The following is a 13470-nucleotide window of genomic DNA, read 5'->3' as shown; positions in this document are numbered from 1 at the left end:
GACACGTCATGCATCCATTTCGCCTTTTCCGCGCCTCCGTCGCGCAGTTGACCGTCGCTTGTCTGTTTCTGGCCAGCCAGGCGCTGACCGCCGCCCAGGCCGAAACCAACCGCCTCGATCGCATCCTCGAAAGCGGCGTGTTGCGGGTCGGCACCACCGGCGACTACAAACCCTTCAGCTACAAGGACCCGAAGAGCGGCCAGTTCATTGGCCTCGATGTGGAAATGGGCGAGTCCCTGGCCAAGGCCCTGGGTGTGAAGCTGGAGCTGGTGCCCACCAGTTGGCCGACCCTGATGGCGGACCTGGCGGCGGACAAGTACGACGTCGCCATGAGCGGCGTCTCGGTCAGCCTGGAACGGCAGAAGGTGGCGTTCTTCTCCCAGCCCTACATGCGTGACGGCAAAACGCCGATCACCCTGTGCGGCAACAAGGACAAGTTCCAGACCCTGGAGCAGATCGACCGCGCCGGCGTGCGCGCCATCGTCAATCCGGGCGGTACCAATGAGAAATTCGCCCGCGCCAATCTGAAGCAGGCCGAAATCGTGATGCACCCGGACAACGTCACCATCTTCGAGCAGATCGTCCAGGGCAAGGCCGACCTGATGATGACCGATGCCGTCGAGACCCGTCTGCAATCGCGTCTGCACCCCGAACTCTGCGCCCTGCATCCGGACCAGCCGTTCGACTTCTCGGAAAAGGCCTACCTGATACCGAGGGACCTGGTCTTCAAGCAGTTCGTCGACCAATGGCTGCGCCAGGACATCGAAAGCGGTACGTTCGCCAAGCGTTTCGACCAGTGGCTGAACTACCCCTGGCAGGCGGCGAACAAGCCCTGACCGCTCGTTAGGTGCGACTGCAGCCCCGCTTCGCTAGCGAAGCGGGGGTTGCCGGACTCGTAGGGGCGAAGTCATTCGCCCGCAGTGCTGCTGCTCGATCCCGTGAGCGGCTTCTCACTCATGGGTATGACGCGGATAGATCGCGTGGCGCGTCGGTGCCGCGCGGCGTCAATAACAGGAATGGCTTTCCGCCATCGTCAAGGAGGAATCGATGCAAGCGCTCAAAGACTATTTTCAACGCCATGGCCACGCCGCCTTCCGCTGGGGCGACGGCCGTATTAGCGGTTACCTGTCCGCCGCGCTGGGGCTGCTCAGCCTGCTCGCGGTGCTGTGCTTCCTGTTCCCGCAATGGCTAACCACCGCCGAGCTGCGCCAGGTCTATACCGAGCAGTTCGCCCGCAGCGCCCTGTTGCTGGGGCTGGTGGTGTCCTTCTCCCTCGGCACCCTCAACATCCTGCGTAACCGCCGCAAGCGCCTGGGCTTCACCGGGCTGGTGGCATCGGGACTGGCGGTCCTGCTCGGCGGCACCAACATCCAGTTCGAGGAAATCGGCCAGACCCCGTATTCCCTGGGCCTGGACTGGTTCGTGCTGGCCCTGCTGGTCTCGGCGATCGTCTTCATCCCGCTGGAAAAGCTCTACGCCAAGGACCCCGAGCAGAACATCCTGCGTCCGCACTGGCGCACCGATCTGGTCTACTTCTTCGTCAGCCACATGCTGGTGCAGTTCATCCTGATCTTCGCCACCGCATCTTCCACGCTGCTGGTGGGTTGGGCGGTGTCCGGCGGGTTCCAGGCGCAGGTGCAGGCGCTGCCGTGGCTTGTCCAGTTCATCCTCGCCGTATTCGTGGCCGACCTCGGCCAGTACTGGCTGCACCGCCTGTATCACACCACTCCCTGGCTGTGGCGCTTCCATGCCGTGCACCACTCCAGCACGGCGATGGACTGGCTGGCCGGCTCGCGGATTCATTTCGTCGAAATCCTCCTGACCCGTACTGCCGTGCTGGTGCCGCTGCTGCTGATGGGCTTCTCGTCGCAGGCACTGAACGCCTACGTGATCCTGGTTGGCATCCAGGCCGTGCTGGCCCATGCCAACGTGCGCATCGACGGCGGCTGGCTGAACTACCTGCTGGTGCTGCCGCGCTACCACCACTGGCACCACGCCAAGGACCCGGCCTACGCGTACAAGAACTACGCCATCCACCTGCCGCTGGTGGACATGCTGTTCGGCACCTTCAAGCTGCCACCGAAGGAGTGGCCGAGCCGTTACGGCGTCTTGGGCAAGGCGCTGCCGGACGGCATCCTGCGCCAGCACCTGTACGCCTTCCAGCGCCCCGTCAAAAAGGCCTAGTGAGAAGGCCGCAGCCGGACCACTCAGTCGACCCGGCTGCGTGCCAGCAAGGCAATCACTTCGTCGTCGGTGGTCTGGGCGAAGTCGGCGTAATGGTGGCCGACGGCAATGAAAGGCTCCGGCATCGCCAGGCAGACCAGCTCGTCCACCTGACTGCGCAGGTCTTCGATCACGTCCCGCGGGCCCACCGGCACGGCGAGCACCAATTGGCTCGGCCCGGCCTTGGCCAGTCCCTTCAGGACAGCCCGCACCGTGCCGCCGGTGGCGATGCCGTCATCCACCACGATCACCACATGGCCGCCGACGTTCGGCGCGGGGCGGTCTCCGCAGTAAAGACGGCGGCGCCGCTCCAGTTCGACCAATTGGCGTTGCATCTCCGCTTCGAACCAGCCCTCCGGCGGATGCACCTGGCGCATCACTTCCTCGTTGAGCACCCACTGCGGGTCGGCGCCGTCGATCACCGCGCCCAGACCCAGCTCCTCATAGCCCGGCGCGCCGATCTTGCGTACCAGGACCAGATCCAGCGGCGCCTTCAGGATTCGGGCAATCTCATAGGCCACCGGCACGCCACCCCGCGGCAGGGCCAGCACCAAGGGGTGGTCGGCGGCATAGGGCGCCAACGCTTCGGCCAGCTCCAGACCGGCACTGTGCCGGTCGGGGAACAGATGCGGCGATCGGGCCGGGGCACGCATGACTCATTCTCCGAACGGATAGGTTTCCGGGGTGCCGGATTTCGGCTGACGCGGGCCAAGCGGCGTGACGGCGCGGGTCTCCTCGAACCACAGCCAGGCGTCGAATTGCTCGGCCAGCACCGCGTCGAAGTAGTGGCTGGCGCGTTCGCTCTCGGGACGATAGATGACCCCGATGGCCCGCTCCAGGCGCGGTGCGGCGAGGGCATTGCGCAGCTCGTGGCGGTCCGTCTCGCGCCAATCGGTAAGTGATGCCGGCACGCCGGCGAGAAGGAACGCCTGTTCCCAACTGTCGCTGCGCGAGGGGCGGACCTGCTTGATCTGCATCGGGTCGTCCCAGTTGCTGGCGGCCGCCACCAGGCCCCGGTCGGTGCCCATGCCGATCAGCACCGCGTCGCTGCCCCAGGCGGTGCGGCAGAGTTCGCCGATGTTGAATTCGCCGGACCAGCCCATGGCGGTCGCCGCGGCATTGCCGATGTGCGAGTTGTGTGCCCAGACCACGGCCTTGGCGCCGGTGCCCCGGTGCTCCATCAACGCCCGCAGGGTGTCGAACATGTGCCGGTCGCGCAGGTTCCAGGATTCCGTCGAGCCGCGGTACATGATGCGGTAGTACTGCTCGGCGGAGCGCACCACGCGGGCGTTCTGCGCCGCGTCGAAGAAACTTTCGCCATCCTCGCCGAGGTAGTTCAGGCGCTGTTCGAGCAGGGCGTTGAGTTGCTCCACCACCACGTCTTCGCACGGCTCCTTCTGCCCGTAGAGCACGTTGTGGCCGTAGTAGGCCGGCTCTTCCTGCCAGGGTGTCAGGCAGCCATAGCGGCGTCTTGCGGCCTTGGCGGCTTCGGGATCGACGCGGTCGAGGTAGCGCAGCACCGCGCTGATCGAGGCGCCCAGGCTGTAGACGTCGAGACCGCGGAATTCCACACGGTCGCCGGCAGCGCGGACCTGGTTGTACTCGCATAACCAAGCGCAGAACGCGCTGACCTCCTCGTTGCGCCACATCCAGGTGGGAAAGCGCTCGAAGGCGTCGTGGCGCCAGGTCGGCGGCTGCTGGCCGCGTACGTAGCGATCGATCTGCGCGGCGTCCGGCCAGTCTGCCTCGGCGGCGACGATGTTGAAGCCATGCCGCTCGATCAGCCGACGGGTGATGGCGGCGCGGGCGCGATAGAACTCGGAGGTGCCATGGCTGGCTTCGCCGATCAGCACCACCCGGGCGTCGCCGTAGCGGTCGAACAGGCCACCGAAGGCGGGGTCGTCCAGCGCCGGCAGCGGTTCGGCATAGCGTTGCAGCAGGGTGGCCAACTCGGCAGCGGGGCGTTTGGACGGGAGGGCGGAGCGGAGCTTCTCCGAAAGCGTGCCCATGGGATCTCCTCCTCTGCTGTCTTTTCATGGGGGCGTCATAGAAGCTGACCGGGGCTGAATGTCTGGTGTTCCAAAGCCGCGACGGATGGGCCGCCGGCGTGGCGCGAACTGCTCTGGTCCGGCGGGTCTAATGGGAACGCAGCGCGTCCGCGCGGCTGTGGCCTGGATAATCTGGACAGAGAGGTGGCAAGGGCATGGCGAAGTGGATCATCACCTTCAACAAAGACGGCAATACCGCCATGATCACGACGGAATCGGCCGAGAAGCCCGAGATGGAACAAGCGATCGAACTGGTCCGCGAAGAGGCGGCCAAGCGATACGAGCCGCTGGAACCCACCAACCAGGACGAGGGGTTGGAGGGCCCCGCGCAAGAGTTGCTGCAACGCTACGGCGTGACCATCACCGGCATTTCCGAAGCCAGCGATTGAACCCCCGGAGGCCGTCTAGACCGGCCAGATCTCCCCATCGGCAACCACGAATACCCGCCGCCCCGGTGCGGCGGGCAGTTCCATGCCGCCCGTGAAATCGCCGAACGCCGGCAACAGAAGTAGCCCGTCTTCGACGCTGAAGCACGGCAGGCGCAGGCTCTGCTGCCCCTTGCCGGCCAGGCGGAACGCCGGATGCAGATGACCGGCCAGCACCACGTGCCCTGCCTCGCGGATGGGTTCGTGGCGCAGGGCGAACGGTCCCAGGTACGAGGGTTCGCCGAGCACCTCGATGTTCAGCGCGGCGGGCGGGTCCCCGGCGCGGCGGTCATGATTGCCGCGCACCAGGATCATCGGCAGCGCGGCATGGTGCTCTCGCCATTCACCTAGGCGGGCGAGGGTAGCCGGGGCGTGGGATTCCGGTGCATGCAGGAAATCGCCGAGAAACACCAACCGGGAACAGGCGTGACGATCCAGCAAGGCATCCAGCCGGCGCAGATTGTTCGAGGTGGTGCCTTGGGGGACCGGCTGACCGAGGCGTCGATAGGCGGCCGCCTTGCCGAAATGAATGTCGGCGACCAGTAGGGTCCTATGCTCCGGCCAGTAGACCGCCTTCTCGCCAAGCAGCCAGAGTTCGGTGCCGGCGAGGGGGAGGACATGGTGGCTGCTCATCGGCCGGCCGTCTTCCGTTGCCGGGGCAGGCCCGTCTTGCGCTGGCGCGGCGCGCGAGGCCGGCGGGACAGGTCGTCGTCGCGCTCGAACGACGGTTGGCCGATCTCGGAGTTGCTCTCCGGCCCACCGGGGCCGGCTGCTTTCTCCAAGTCGCGGACCATGCGGGCGATGCGGTCGGCCAGTTTTTCCGTACTCATGCCTTCGCGGAATCGTTCGACCAGCAGGGGGAAGGCCAGCGGGGTGGGACGCTTGATCGGGCGGATGTCCAGGCGCCGTTCCTGCAAGCGGCGTAGCGCCTGCTCCAGGCGTGCCACGTCCAGCTCCTGGCGCAGCACTTCTTCCTCGGCCTGGGCGAGCAACAGGTTGTCCGGGTCGTACTGGCGGAACACGTCGAAGAACAGCCCGCTGGACGCCTGCAACTGGCGTGCGCTTTTCTGCGCGCCGGGATAGCCGGAAAACACCAGCCCGGCGATCCGCGCGATTTCCCGGAAGCGCCGGCGTGCCATCTCGCCGGCATTGAGGCTGGCCAGGACATCGGCGAGCAGGTGCTCGTGGCCGAGCAGGGCGGGCGTCAGCCAGCGTGCCCAGTCCACCTCGGTGGGCGACAGCAGCTCGAAGCCGTAATCGTTGACGGCAATGGAGAACGTGACCGGCTGGCGCTGCGCGACTCGCCAGGCGAGCAGATTGGCCAGGCCGAGATGAACGTGGCGGCCGGCAAACGGGTAGAGGAACAAATGCCAGCCCTCGCGGGACCTCAGTACCTCGGCGAGCAGGCTGGTTGCCGTGGGCAGCGCCGACCAGGCCTGCTGCACCTCCAGCAGTGGGCGTACCCGCTGCATCTCGACGCTGGCGAATTCGCCGCGTGCGGCGGCGCCGAGCTGTTCCACCAGTGCATCGGCCAGCTCGGTGGAAAGCGGCATGCGTCCGCCGTTCCAGCGCGGCACGGCGGGCTTGCGGCCGCTGGCCCGGCGGACGTAGACGGTCATGTTTTCCACCCGCACCAGCTCCAGCAGGCGGCCGGAGAACAGGAAGCAATCGCCGGGGCGGAGGCGGGCGATGAAGCCTTCCTCCACCGAACCGAGGGCGCCGCCGCTGCCACCCTGGCGCCAGAATTTCACGGTTAGGGCGGCATCGCTGACGATGGTGCCGATGCTCATTCGATGGCGCAGCGCCAGACGCCGGCTCGGCACGCGCCAGACGCCGTGCTCGTCCGGCTCGACGCGCCGGTAGTCGGGGTAGGCGGTAAGGGAATGGCCGCCATGGCGTACGAAAGCCAGGGCCCAGGCCCACTCGGCTTCTTCCAGATTGCGATAGGCCCAGGCGTGGCGGATTTCGGTGAACAGGGCATCGGGCCGGAAACCGCCACCCAGGGCCATGCTGACCAGGTGCTGGACCAGCACGTCCAGCGGCTTTTCCGGTGACAGCCGTGCCTCGACCCGCCGCGCCGCCACCGCGTCGTGAGCGGCGGCGGCCTCGGCCAGTTCCAGGCTGTGGGTCGGCACCAGGGTCACCCGCGACGGCCGCCCCGGTGCATGGCCGGAGCGTCCGGCACGCTGCATCAGTCGGGCCACGCCTTTCGGCGAGCCGATCTGCAGGACCCGCTCCACCGGCAGGAAGTCCACACCGAGATCGAGGCTGGAGGTGCAGACCACCGCCTTGAGCCGGCCGTCCTTCAGGCCACGCTCCACCCAGTCGCGCACTTCGCGGGACAGCGAACCGTGGTGCAGGGCGATCAGCCCGGCCCAGTCCGGGCGGGCTTCGAGCAGCGCCTGATACCACAGCTCGGCCTGGGAGCGGGTGTTGGTGAACACCAGCGAGGTGGCTGCCGTCTCCAGTTCCTCGATCACTTGGGGCAGCATGCGCAGGCCGAGATGGCCGGCCCAGGGAAAGCGTTCCAGCGTGGGCGGCAGCAGGGTATCGACCTGCAAGGTCTTGGGCGTCATTCCGTGGACCAGCCGCCCCTGGCCGGGGTGAAGCAATACCTCCAAGGCATTCGCCTGGTTGCCCAGGGTGGCGGAAAGGCCCCAGACGATCAGCGCGGGATTCCATTGGCGCAGGCGCGCCAGGGCCAATTGCAATTGCACGCCGCGCTTGTTGCCGAGCAGTTCGTGCCACTCGTCCACCACCAGCATGCGCAGTCCGGCGAAGGACTGGCGGGCATCGGCGCGGGTGAGCAGCAGGGTCAGGCTTTCCGGGGTGGTGACCAGCGCGCTCGGCAGGCGGCGACCCTGGCGGGCGCGCTCGGAGCTGCTGGTGTCGCCGGTACGCAGACCGATATCCCAAGCGATGTGCAGATCCTTCAATGGCGCTTCCAGGGCGCGTGTGGTGTCGGCGGCGAGGGCGCGCATCGGCGTGATCCAGAGGACGGTCAGCGGCGCGCTCTGTTTCGAGGCCGTGGCGCTGCCGCTCTCGGCGAATCGGTTCAACGCGGCGAACCAGACCGCGTAGGTCTTGCCGGCGCCAGTGCTGGCATGTAGCAGGCCGGACTTGCCCGCGGCCACCGCCTGCCAGACCTGTTCCTGAAAGGCGAACGGCGACCAGCCCTGGCGGGCGAACCAGGCGCCGGCGAGGTCTGGGGACGGGCTCATGGCAGCAGTGCCCGCAGGGTTTCCAGGGTGTCGGCTTCATCCACCGGCTTGTCGTGGCGCCAGCGCAGCATACGCGGGAAGCGCACGGCGATGCCGCTCTTATGGCGGTTGCTGGCGGCGATGCCTTCGAAGCCCAGCTCGAACACCAGGGTTGGGGTAACGCTGCGCACCGGGCCGAATTTCTCCACCGTGGTGCGGCGGACGATGGCGTCGACCTGGCGCATTTCCTCGTCGGTCAAGCCGGAATAGGCCTTGGCGAACGGCACCAGCTTGCGCTCGGGATCGCCGGGCGCGCCGTCCCAGACCGCGAAGGTGAAGTCGGTGTACAGGCTGGCGCGCCGGCCATGGCCTCGCTGGGCGTAGATCAGCACGGCATCCACCGAGTAGGGATCGATCTTCCATTTCCACCAGACGCCGACATCCTTGGTCCGGCCCACGCCGTAGCGGGAGTCGCGGGCCTTGAGCATCATCCCTTCGACCCCTCGCTCGCGGGAGGCTTCGCGCTGGCGGGCGAGGTCGTGCCAGTCGGCACCTTCCACCAGGGGCGAGAGCATCAGCACGGCCTGCTCCACCGCCGGCGCGTGCTCGTCGAGCAGGTCAGTCTGGATCGCCGCGTCCCCCGAACAGCGGGCGACCACCTGCTCCAGACAAGCGCGGCGCTCGCCCAGTGGCCGTTGCCGCCAATCCTCGCCCTGCCATTCCAGCAGGTCGTAGGCGAGCACCGCCGCGGGTGCCTGCTCCAGCACCTTCGCGGTCAGCGTCTTGCGCCCGATGCGCTGCTGCAACAGGGCGAAGGGCTGCACGCGGCCGTCTTTCCAGGCGACGATCTCGCCGTCGAGCACGCTGCCGTCCGGCAGGCAATCCACGAGCCGCCCCAACTCCGGGAAGCGCTCGCTGACCAGTTCCTCGCCACGCGACCAGACCCACAGGCGACCGTCGCGCTTTACCAGTTGCGCGCGGATACCGTCCCACTTCCATTCCACCAGCCAGTCGGACGGCGGGCCGAGCAGACCGGCGAAGCGCTCGATTTCGGCTTGCAGCGGATGGGCAAGAAAGAACGGATAGGGCTGGCCACCGCGCTGGGCGTGTTCGTCGTCCGATTCCGGGGCGATCAGCGCCTGGAAGCTGTCGGCGCTGGGACGGTGCGACAGATCGGTGTAGCCCACCAGGCGCTGGGCCACGCGCTTCGGGTCGATGTCGGCGACGGCGGCCAAAGCGCGGGTGACCAGGAGTTTCGACACACCGACGCGGAACGCCCCGGTGATCAGCTTGAGACAGAGCATCAGGCTCGGACGGTCCAGTTGCGCCCAGAGCGGCGGCAGGCGTTCGGCCAGCTCTTCCGGCGGCAGGCCGCGCAGGGGAAGCAGTTTTTCCTGCATCCACACGGCGAGGCCGTCGTCCGAGGCGTGGCTGGATTCAGGCAACAGCAGAGAGATGGTTTCCGCCAGGTCGCCGACCGCCTGGTAGCTTTCCTCGAACAGCCAGTCGGGGAGGCCGGCGGCACGGGTGGCGGTGTCGCGCAGCAGCCGGGTCGGCACCAGTTGGCGCGGTCGCCCGCCGGCGAGGAAATAGACCGCCCAGGCGGCATCTTCCGCCGGCGCCTCGCGGAAGTAGTCGCGCATCGCGGCCAGCTTGGCATTGCTCGAGGTGGTGGCGTCGAGGCGTGCGTAGAGTTCGGCGAAGGCCTTCATCCGGCGTCTCCCTCGGTGCTTTCCTGGCGGGCCACCAGGCCGGCTTCTTCCTCGTCGCCGTATTCGGTGTCGAACGCCTGGGCATCGAGCCCCTGTTCGCACAGGTAGCGCACCAGCACCGCCACCGAGCCATGGGTGACCATCACCCGCTCGGCGCCGGTCTGTTCGATGGCCCAGAGCAAGCCCGGCCAGTCGGCGTGATCGGAAAGCACGAAGCCGCGATCGACACCGCGTCGGCGCCGGGTGCCGCGCAACATCATCCAGCCGCTGGCGAAGGCGTCGGAATAATCGCCGAAGCGGCGCATCCAGGTACTGCCGCCGGCCGAAGGCGGGGCGAGGACGATGGCTTGGCGCAGGCGCGGATCGTTCTTCGCCAGGTCACCGGCATAAAGCGTATCGGGGAGATGCACGCCGGCCTCGCGGTAAACCCGGTTGAGCGGTTCCACCGCACCATGCACGACGATGGGGCCGATATCGGCATCGAGCCCGTGAAGGATGCGTTGTGCCTTGCCCAGGGCGTAACAGAACAGCACGCTGGTGCGCCCGAGGGTGGCGTTGGCACGCCACCAGTCGTTGATTTCGCGGAATACGGATGCCTGCGTCGGCCAGCGGTAGATCGGCAGGCCGAAAGTGGATTCGCTGATGAAACAATGGCAACGCACTGGCTCGAAGGGCGCGCAAGTGCCGTCCGGCTCCACCTTGTAGTCGCCCGAGGCGACCCACACCTCGCCCCGGTATTCCAGGCGCACCTGGGCCGAACCGAGGACATGCCCTGCAGGGTGGAAGCTCAGCGTCACGCCGTTGTGGTTGAGGCTTTCGCCATAGACCAGGGTTTGCAGCGGCAGGTCCGGGCCCAGGCGCGTCCGCAGAATGCCTTCGCTGGGCGCAGCGGCGAGATAGTGCCCCATGCCCCCGCGGGCATGATCGCCGTGGGCATGGGTGATGACGGCGCGCTCCACCGGCCGCCAGGGATCGATGTAGAAATCTCCGGGCGGGCAGTAGAGACCTTCGGGGCGGGCGATGACCAGATCCATAGTGATAGTGTCTTGTACGGAAATACGGCGAGCCTGCGCCTGTCTGACTTCCGACTCCCGGATCGGTAAATGGTTGTGTGGGCAGGGCGGCAGTGTGCACGGGATGTAGGGGCGTTGCCCTTGTAGGAGCGAGCTTGCTCGCGAAAACAGGCGGCGCAAAAGCTTCGCCAGCAGAGCTGGCTCCTACGGAGTCGAGGCCGGTGTAGGGGCGAATTTATTCGCCCGGCACGGGTGGGTTGGACGAATGAGTTCGCCCCTACGAATACGGCCCTCAGCGCCCCGCGGGCACCAGGATCAGGCGTTTGCTGCCGTACACCTTGTCCAGATTCTGCGGCTGGAAGGGGAAGCTCACGTAGCGTCCCTTGAGCCAGGCGTCGATGCCGTCGGCATAGTGCGGGCTGGCCGGGTTGCCGGACTGGCCGGAGCTGTTCACGCCCATCATCGGTTCGTTCTGGCCGAAATCGACGACGATGCGCATTGCCGGGATCAGCCAGGTGTCGAAATCCTGCCCCCAGTTATAGGCGGAGACGTTCAGTGTGCTGTGGTCGCCGCCGGCGGGATAGGGACCACGGTCGAGGTAACCTTTCAACGCGTTGATGCCGGCGCGTTGGCTGGCGCTCATGTATGGCGCCAGGCGGGTGGTCTCGGTGGCCCAGACGTAGCGGTGCAGCTTGCCCCACTGCCAGGCCTTGCGGTCCGTGCCCAGGTGGCTCTCGGTGAAGGTCACGGCGGCGGCCAGGCTGCGGGCGAGGATCGCCGGCTTGTCTTCCTGCTGCGGGGTGCGGATGTCGTCCCAGAACGGGCTGTCGAGACGCCCGAGCAGGTGGTCGGCCTGGGCCGAATAGGAGGTGTTGGCGGTCTGGATCAGCGCCCTCCAGGCCGGGTTGTCGTCCGGGCCAAGCTCGTCGAGGAAGATTTGCCGCGCGCTTTCATGGAGGAAGGCGCCATACAGGGCGTCGTCCGCCGAAGTCGGGCTGAGGCGGCCGTCGAATGCCAGCAGGCGGCTCAGGGCCTCGCGGGCCTTGTCCCGCTCGATGCCGGGCAAGGCATCGATAGCCTGCTTGAGCGGCTGGGCCATGCCGGGGTCTTCGAACACGGCTTTCAGCTTGGCGGCGAACGGCGTGGTCTGGTCGTACTGCATGGCGATCATGCTCTGCTGATCATGCTTGCCACGGCCAGCCAGCTCGGCGATGCGTTCCGCGCGTTCCGGGTAGTACCAGGAGTTGGACAGTTGCACGCCGTAGCCGGCGGGCGCGGTGCGGTGGTTGGCGGTGCCCAGCCAGCCTTGCGGCGGGTCCTGATCCATCGGATACAGCATCGGGTCGGCGAAGCCGTCCCAGCCGTAGCGGTCGTCCCAGCCGGGCGAGGGCAGCAGCCCTCGGCCTTCGCGGCGATTGGGGAAGCGCCCGGTGACCTGCCAGCCGATATGCCCGGCATCGGCAAACAGAATGTTCAGTGCCATGGCGCGCACTTCGCGGGTGGCGTCGAAGGCCTGTTCGACCGACTGGGCGCGGGACAGGTCGAAGAAGGCGTCGAGGCTGCGGTCGCCGTCCATGGACGCCTGTTTCAGCGCCAGGCCGTAGCCGCTGGCGAGCTGCAACGGTTGCAGCATGTGTTTGCGTTCGCCGAGTACGCTGTTCAGCAACGGGCCGTTACGGGTCTCGTAGAGGGTTTCGCGGATCGGTCGCTCACCCTTGATGAAGAAGGTTTCCTGTCGTTCGCGAGCCGGGAGCCACTGGCCGTTGGCCTGGTAGTAGAGCCGGTTGCCTTCGCGCTTGAGCTTTTCCAGGAACAGGTCCTGGTTGTCGCCCATGACCATGGTCATGCCCCAGGCCAGCTTGCCGTTGAACCCGGCCACCACCGCCGGCACCCCGGCGACGGATACCCCGGCGGCCTGGAACTTCGGCGAACGGATCTGCACGAAGTTCCACACCGAGGGCATCTGCAGCGGCAGGTGGGTGTCGTTGGCCAGCAGGCTCTTGCCGCTGCGGCTGTTCCGCGGGGCGATGGCCCAATTATTGGAAGCCGCGACCCCCAGCATGTTCAGCGCAGCCACCTGCGCCGCGGCGGAATCGACCTGGCGCAGGCCGGGAATCGTGGCGAACGCGTTACCGGTGAGGTTCAGACCCTTGAGTTTTTCCGCTTCGTCGAAGGGCAGGGGTTCGTCGGGGTAGATCGGCACCAGCCAGGCCAGCTTGTCGGCACCCACCTTCTGCGCCAGCACCAGGGCGGCGATCTCTTCCTGCAGGTTCACCGACAGGCCGAAATTCAGCAGGCAGAACACCAGTACCGAGTCTTCCGGTTTCCAGTAGGCCGGCCGATAGCCGGATTCGGCCAGATCCATCGGCAGCTTGTCGCGGTAGCGGAACAGGTAGGCGTTCACGCCACGGGCGTAAACCTCGAAAAACTGCTTGATGCGTGGCGAGGCGTTCTTGTAGAGCGTGTCGGCGCTTTGCTTGAGATTCACCGCGCGCATGAAGCGGTCGATATCCAGCACGCCGGGTCCGGCCATTTCCGCCAGCCGGCCTTCGGCCATCAGGCGCATGCCGACCATCTGGCTCAGGCGGTCTCCGGCGTGCACGTAGCCCAGGGCGAACAGCGCATCGTGGAAGGTATTGGTCTCGATCAGCGGCATGCCCAGCGCGTTGCGCCGGACCACCACGCTTTGCGCGAGGCCCTGGATACGCACGGTGCCCTGGTCCGGTGGCACGCTGTCGCGGTAGCGGCTGTCGAACAGCGACTGGCAGCCGGTGAGGCTGACCAGCCCGGAGATCAGCGCTCCCAGGGTCAGGCTGGTCAGCGGTCGGAACAGGCGCGATGGCATGCAG

The 13470-nt window shown here is 67.0% G+C and carries 10 protein-coding genes; 3 read left to right on the top strand and 7 right to left on the bottom strand.

The genetic code is table 11. The features are described from left to right. Positions 1 to 8: 8 nt before the first annotated feature. Together BZL41_RS09580 and BZL41_RS09575 are read left to right on the top strand one after the other, a co-directional pair. Positions 9 to 836, top strand: a complete 828-nt coding sequence (locus BZL41_RS09580) for a transporter substrate-binding domain-containing protein (RefSeq protein WP_095599082.1) — start codon at positions 9 to 11, stop codon at positions 834 to 836. Positions 837 to 1047: 211 nt separating this feature from the next. Further along, positions 1048 to 2184, top strand: a complete 1137-nt coding sequence (locus BZL41_RS09575; RefSeq protein WP_095599081.1) for a sterol desaturase family protein — start codon at positions 1048 to 1050, stop codon at positions 2182 to 2184. Between the two features lie 23 nt (positions 2185 to 2207). Here the strand turns inward: BZL41_RS09575 and BZL41_RS09570 are convergent, their stop codons facing one another. Beyond that, positions 2208 to 2876: a phosphoribosyltransferase gene (locus tag BZL41_RS09570; RefSeq protein WP_095599080.1), complete on the bottom strand. Its 669-nt coding sequence runs from the start codon at positions 2874 to 2876 to the stop codon at positions 2208 to 2210. A 3-nt stretch (positions 2877 to 2879) separates the two neighbouring features. Further along, positions 2880 to 4232 carry an erythromycin esterase family protein gene (locus BZL41_RS09565; RefSeq protein WP_095599079.1) on the bottom strand — a complete coding sequence of 451 codons (1353 nt, stop codon included), beginning with the start codon at positions 4230 to 4232 and terminating at the stop codon, positions 2880 to 2882. Between the two features lie 194 nt (positions 4233 to 4426). Here BZL41_RS09565 and BZL41_RS09560 point away from each other — a divergent pair, with 194 nt between their 5' ends. After that, positions 4427 to 4660: a hypothetical protein gene (locus tag BZL41_RS09560; protein ID WP_095599078.1), complete on the top strand. Its 234-nt coding sequence runs from the start codon at positions 4427 to 4429 to the stop codon at positions 4658 to 4660. Between the two features lie 15 nt (positions 4661 to 4675). Here BZL41_RS09560 and pdeM read toward each other — a convergent pair whose 3' ends face one another. The 5 genes from pdeM to BZL41_RS09535 all read right to left on the bottom strand — a co-directional run bounded on the left by pdeM (position 4676) and on the right by BZL41_RS09535 (position 13466). Further along, entirely contained in the window at positions 4676 to 5329 is a 654-nt protein-coding gene (gene pdeM, locus BZL41_RS09555; RefSeq protein WP_095599077.1) for a ligase-associated DNA damage response endonuclease PdeM, read from the bottom strand. Beyond that, positions 5326 to 7917, bottom strand: coding sequence for a ligase-associated DNA damage response DEXH box helicase (locus BZL41_RS09550; RefSeq protein WP_095599076.1), 2592 nt, complete (start codon positions 7915 to 7917; stop codon positions 5326 to 5328). Before BZL41_RS09550 ends, pdeM begins: the two co-directional genes overlap by 4 nt. Further along, complete coding sequence (locus tag BZL41_RS09545; protein WP_095599075.1) at positions 7914 to 9608, bottom strand: ATP-dependent DNA ligase; 1695 nt, start codon at positions 9606 to 9608, stop codon at positions 7914 to 7916. The genes BZL41_RS09550 and BZL41_RS09545 overlap by 4 nt, the downstream gene beginning before the upstream one ends. Continuing rightward, positions 9605 to 10642 (bottom strand): ligase-associated DNA damage response exonuclease, encoded by a 1038-nt coding sequence (locus tag BZL41_RS09540; protein WP_095599074.1) that lies wholly within the window; start codon positions 10640 to 10642, stop codon positions 9605 to 9607. Before BZL41_RS09540 ends, BZL41_RS09545 begins: the two co-directional genes overlap by 4 nt. A gap of 271 nt (positions 10643 to 10913) precedes the next feature. Next, positions 10914 to 13466 carry a penicillin acylase family protein gene (locus BZL41_RS09535; protein WP_095599073.1) on the bottom strand — a complete coding sequence of 851 codons (2553 nt, stop codon included), beginning with the start codon at positions 13464 to 13466 and terminating at the stop codon, positions 10914 to 10916. Positions 13467 to 13470 lie beyond the last annotated feature (4 nt).

This window comes from Pseudomonas sp. PIC25, assembly GCF_002286785.1.
GTDB lineage: Bacteria > Pseudomonadota > Gammaproteobacteria > Pseudomonadales > Pseudomonadaceae > Pseudomonas_M.
The sequence above is the reverse complement of the archived record's forward strand: the minus strand, read 5'-3'. Positions and strand labels throughout refer to the sequence as shown.

Excerpts from the sequence above, each read along its gene's own strand:
- BZL41_RS09580 (WP_095599082.1), top strand. The coding sequence starts at position 9 with ATGCATCCATTTCGCCTTTTCCGCGCCTCCGTCGCGCAGTTGACCGTC.
- BZL41_RS09575 (WP_095599081.1), top strand. The coding sequence starts at position 1,048 with ATGCAAGCGCTCAAAGACTATTTTCAACGCCATGGCCACGCCGCCTTC.
- BZL41_RS09570 (WP_095599080.1), bottom strand. The coding sequence starts at position 2,876 with ATGCGTGCCCCGGCCCGATCGCCGCATCTGTTCCCCGACCGGCACAGT.
- BZL41_RS09565 (WP_095599079.1), bottom strand. The coding sequence starts at position 4,232 with ATGGGCACGCTTTCGGAGAAGCTCCGCTCCGCCCTCCCGTCCAAACGC.
- BZL41_RS09560 (WP_095599078.1), top strand. The coding sequence starts at position 4,427 with ATGGCGAAGTGGATCATCACCTTCAACAAAGACGGCAATACCGCCATG.
- pdeM (WP_095599077.1), bottom strand. The coding sequence starts at position 5,329 with ATGAGCAGCCACCATGTCCTCCCCCTCGCCGGCACCGAACTCTGGCTG.
- BZL41_RS09550 (WP_095599076.1), bottom strand. The coding sequence starts at position 7,917 with ATGAGCCCGTCCCCAGACCTCGCCGGCGCCTGGTTCGCCCGCCAGGGC.
- BZL41_RS09545 (WP_095599075.1), bottom strand. The coding sequence starts at position 9,608 with ATGAAGGCCTTCGCCGAACTCTACGCACGCCTCGACGCCACCACCTCG.
- BZL41_RS09540 (WP_095599074.1), bottom strand. The coding sequence starts at position 10,642 with ATGGATCTGGTCATCGCCCGCCCCGAAGGTCTCTACTGCCCGCCCGGA.
- BZL41_RS09535 (WP_095599073.1), bottom strand. The coding sequence starts at position 13,466 with ATGCCATCGCGCCTGTTCCGACCGCTGACCAGCCTGACCCTGGGAGCG.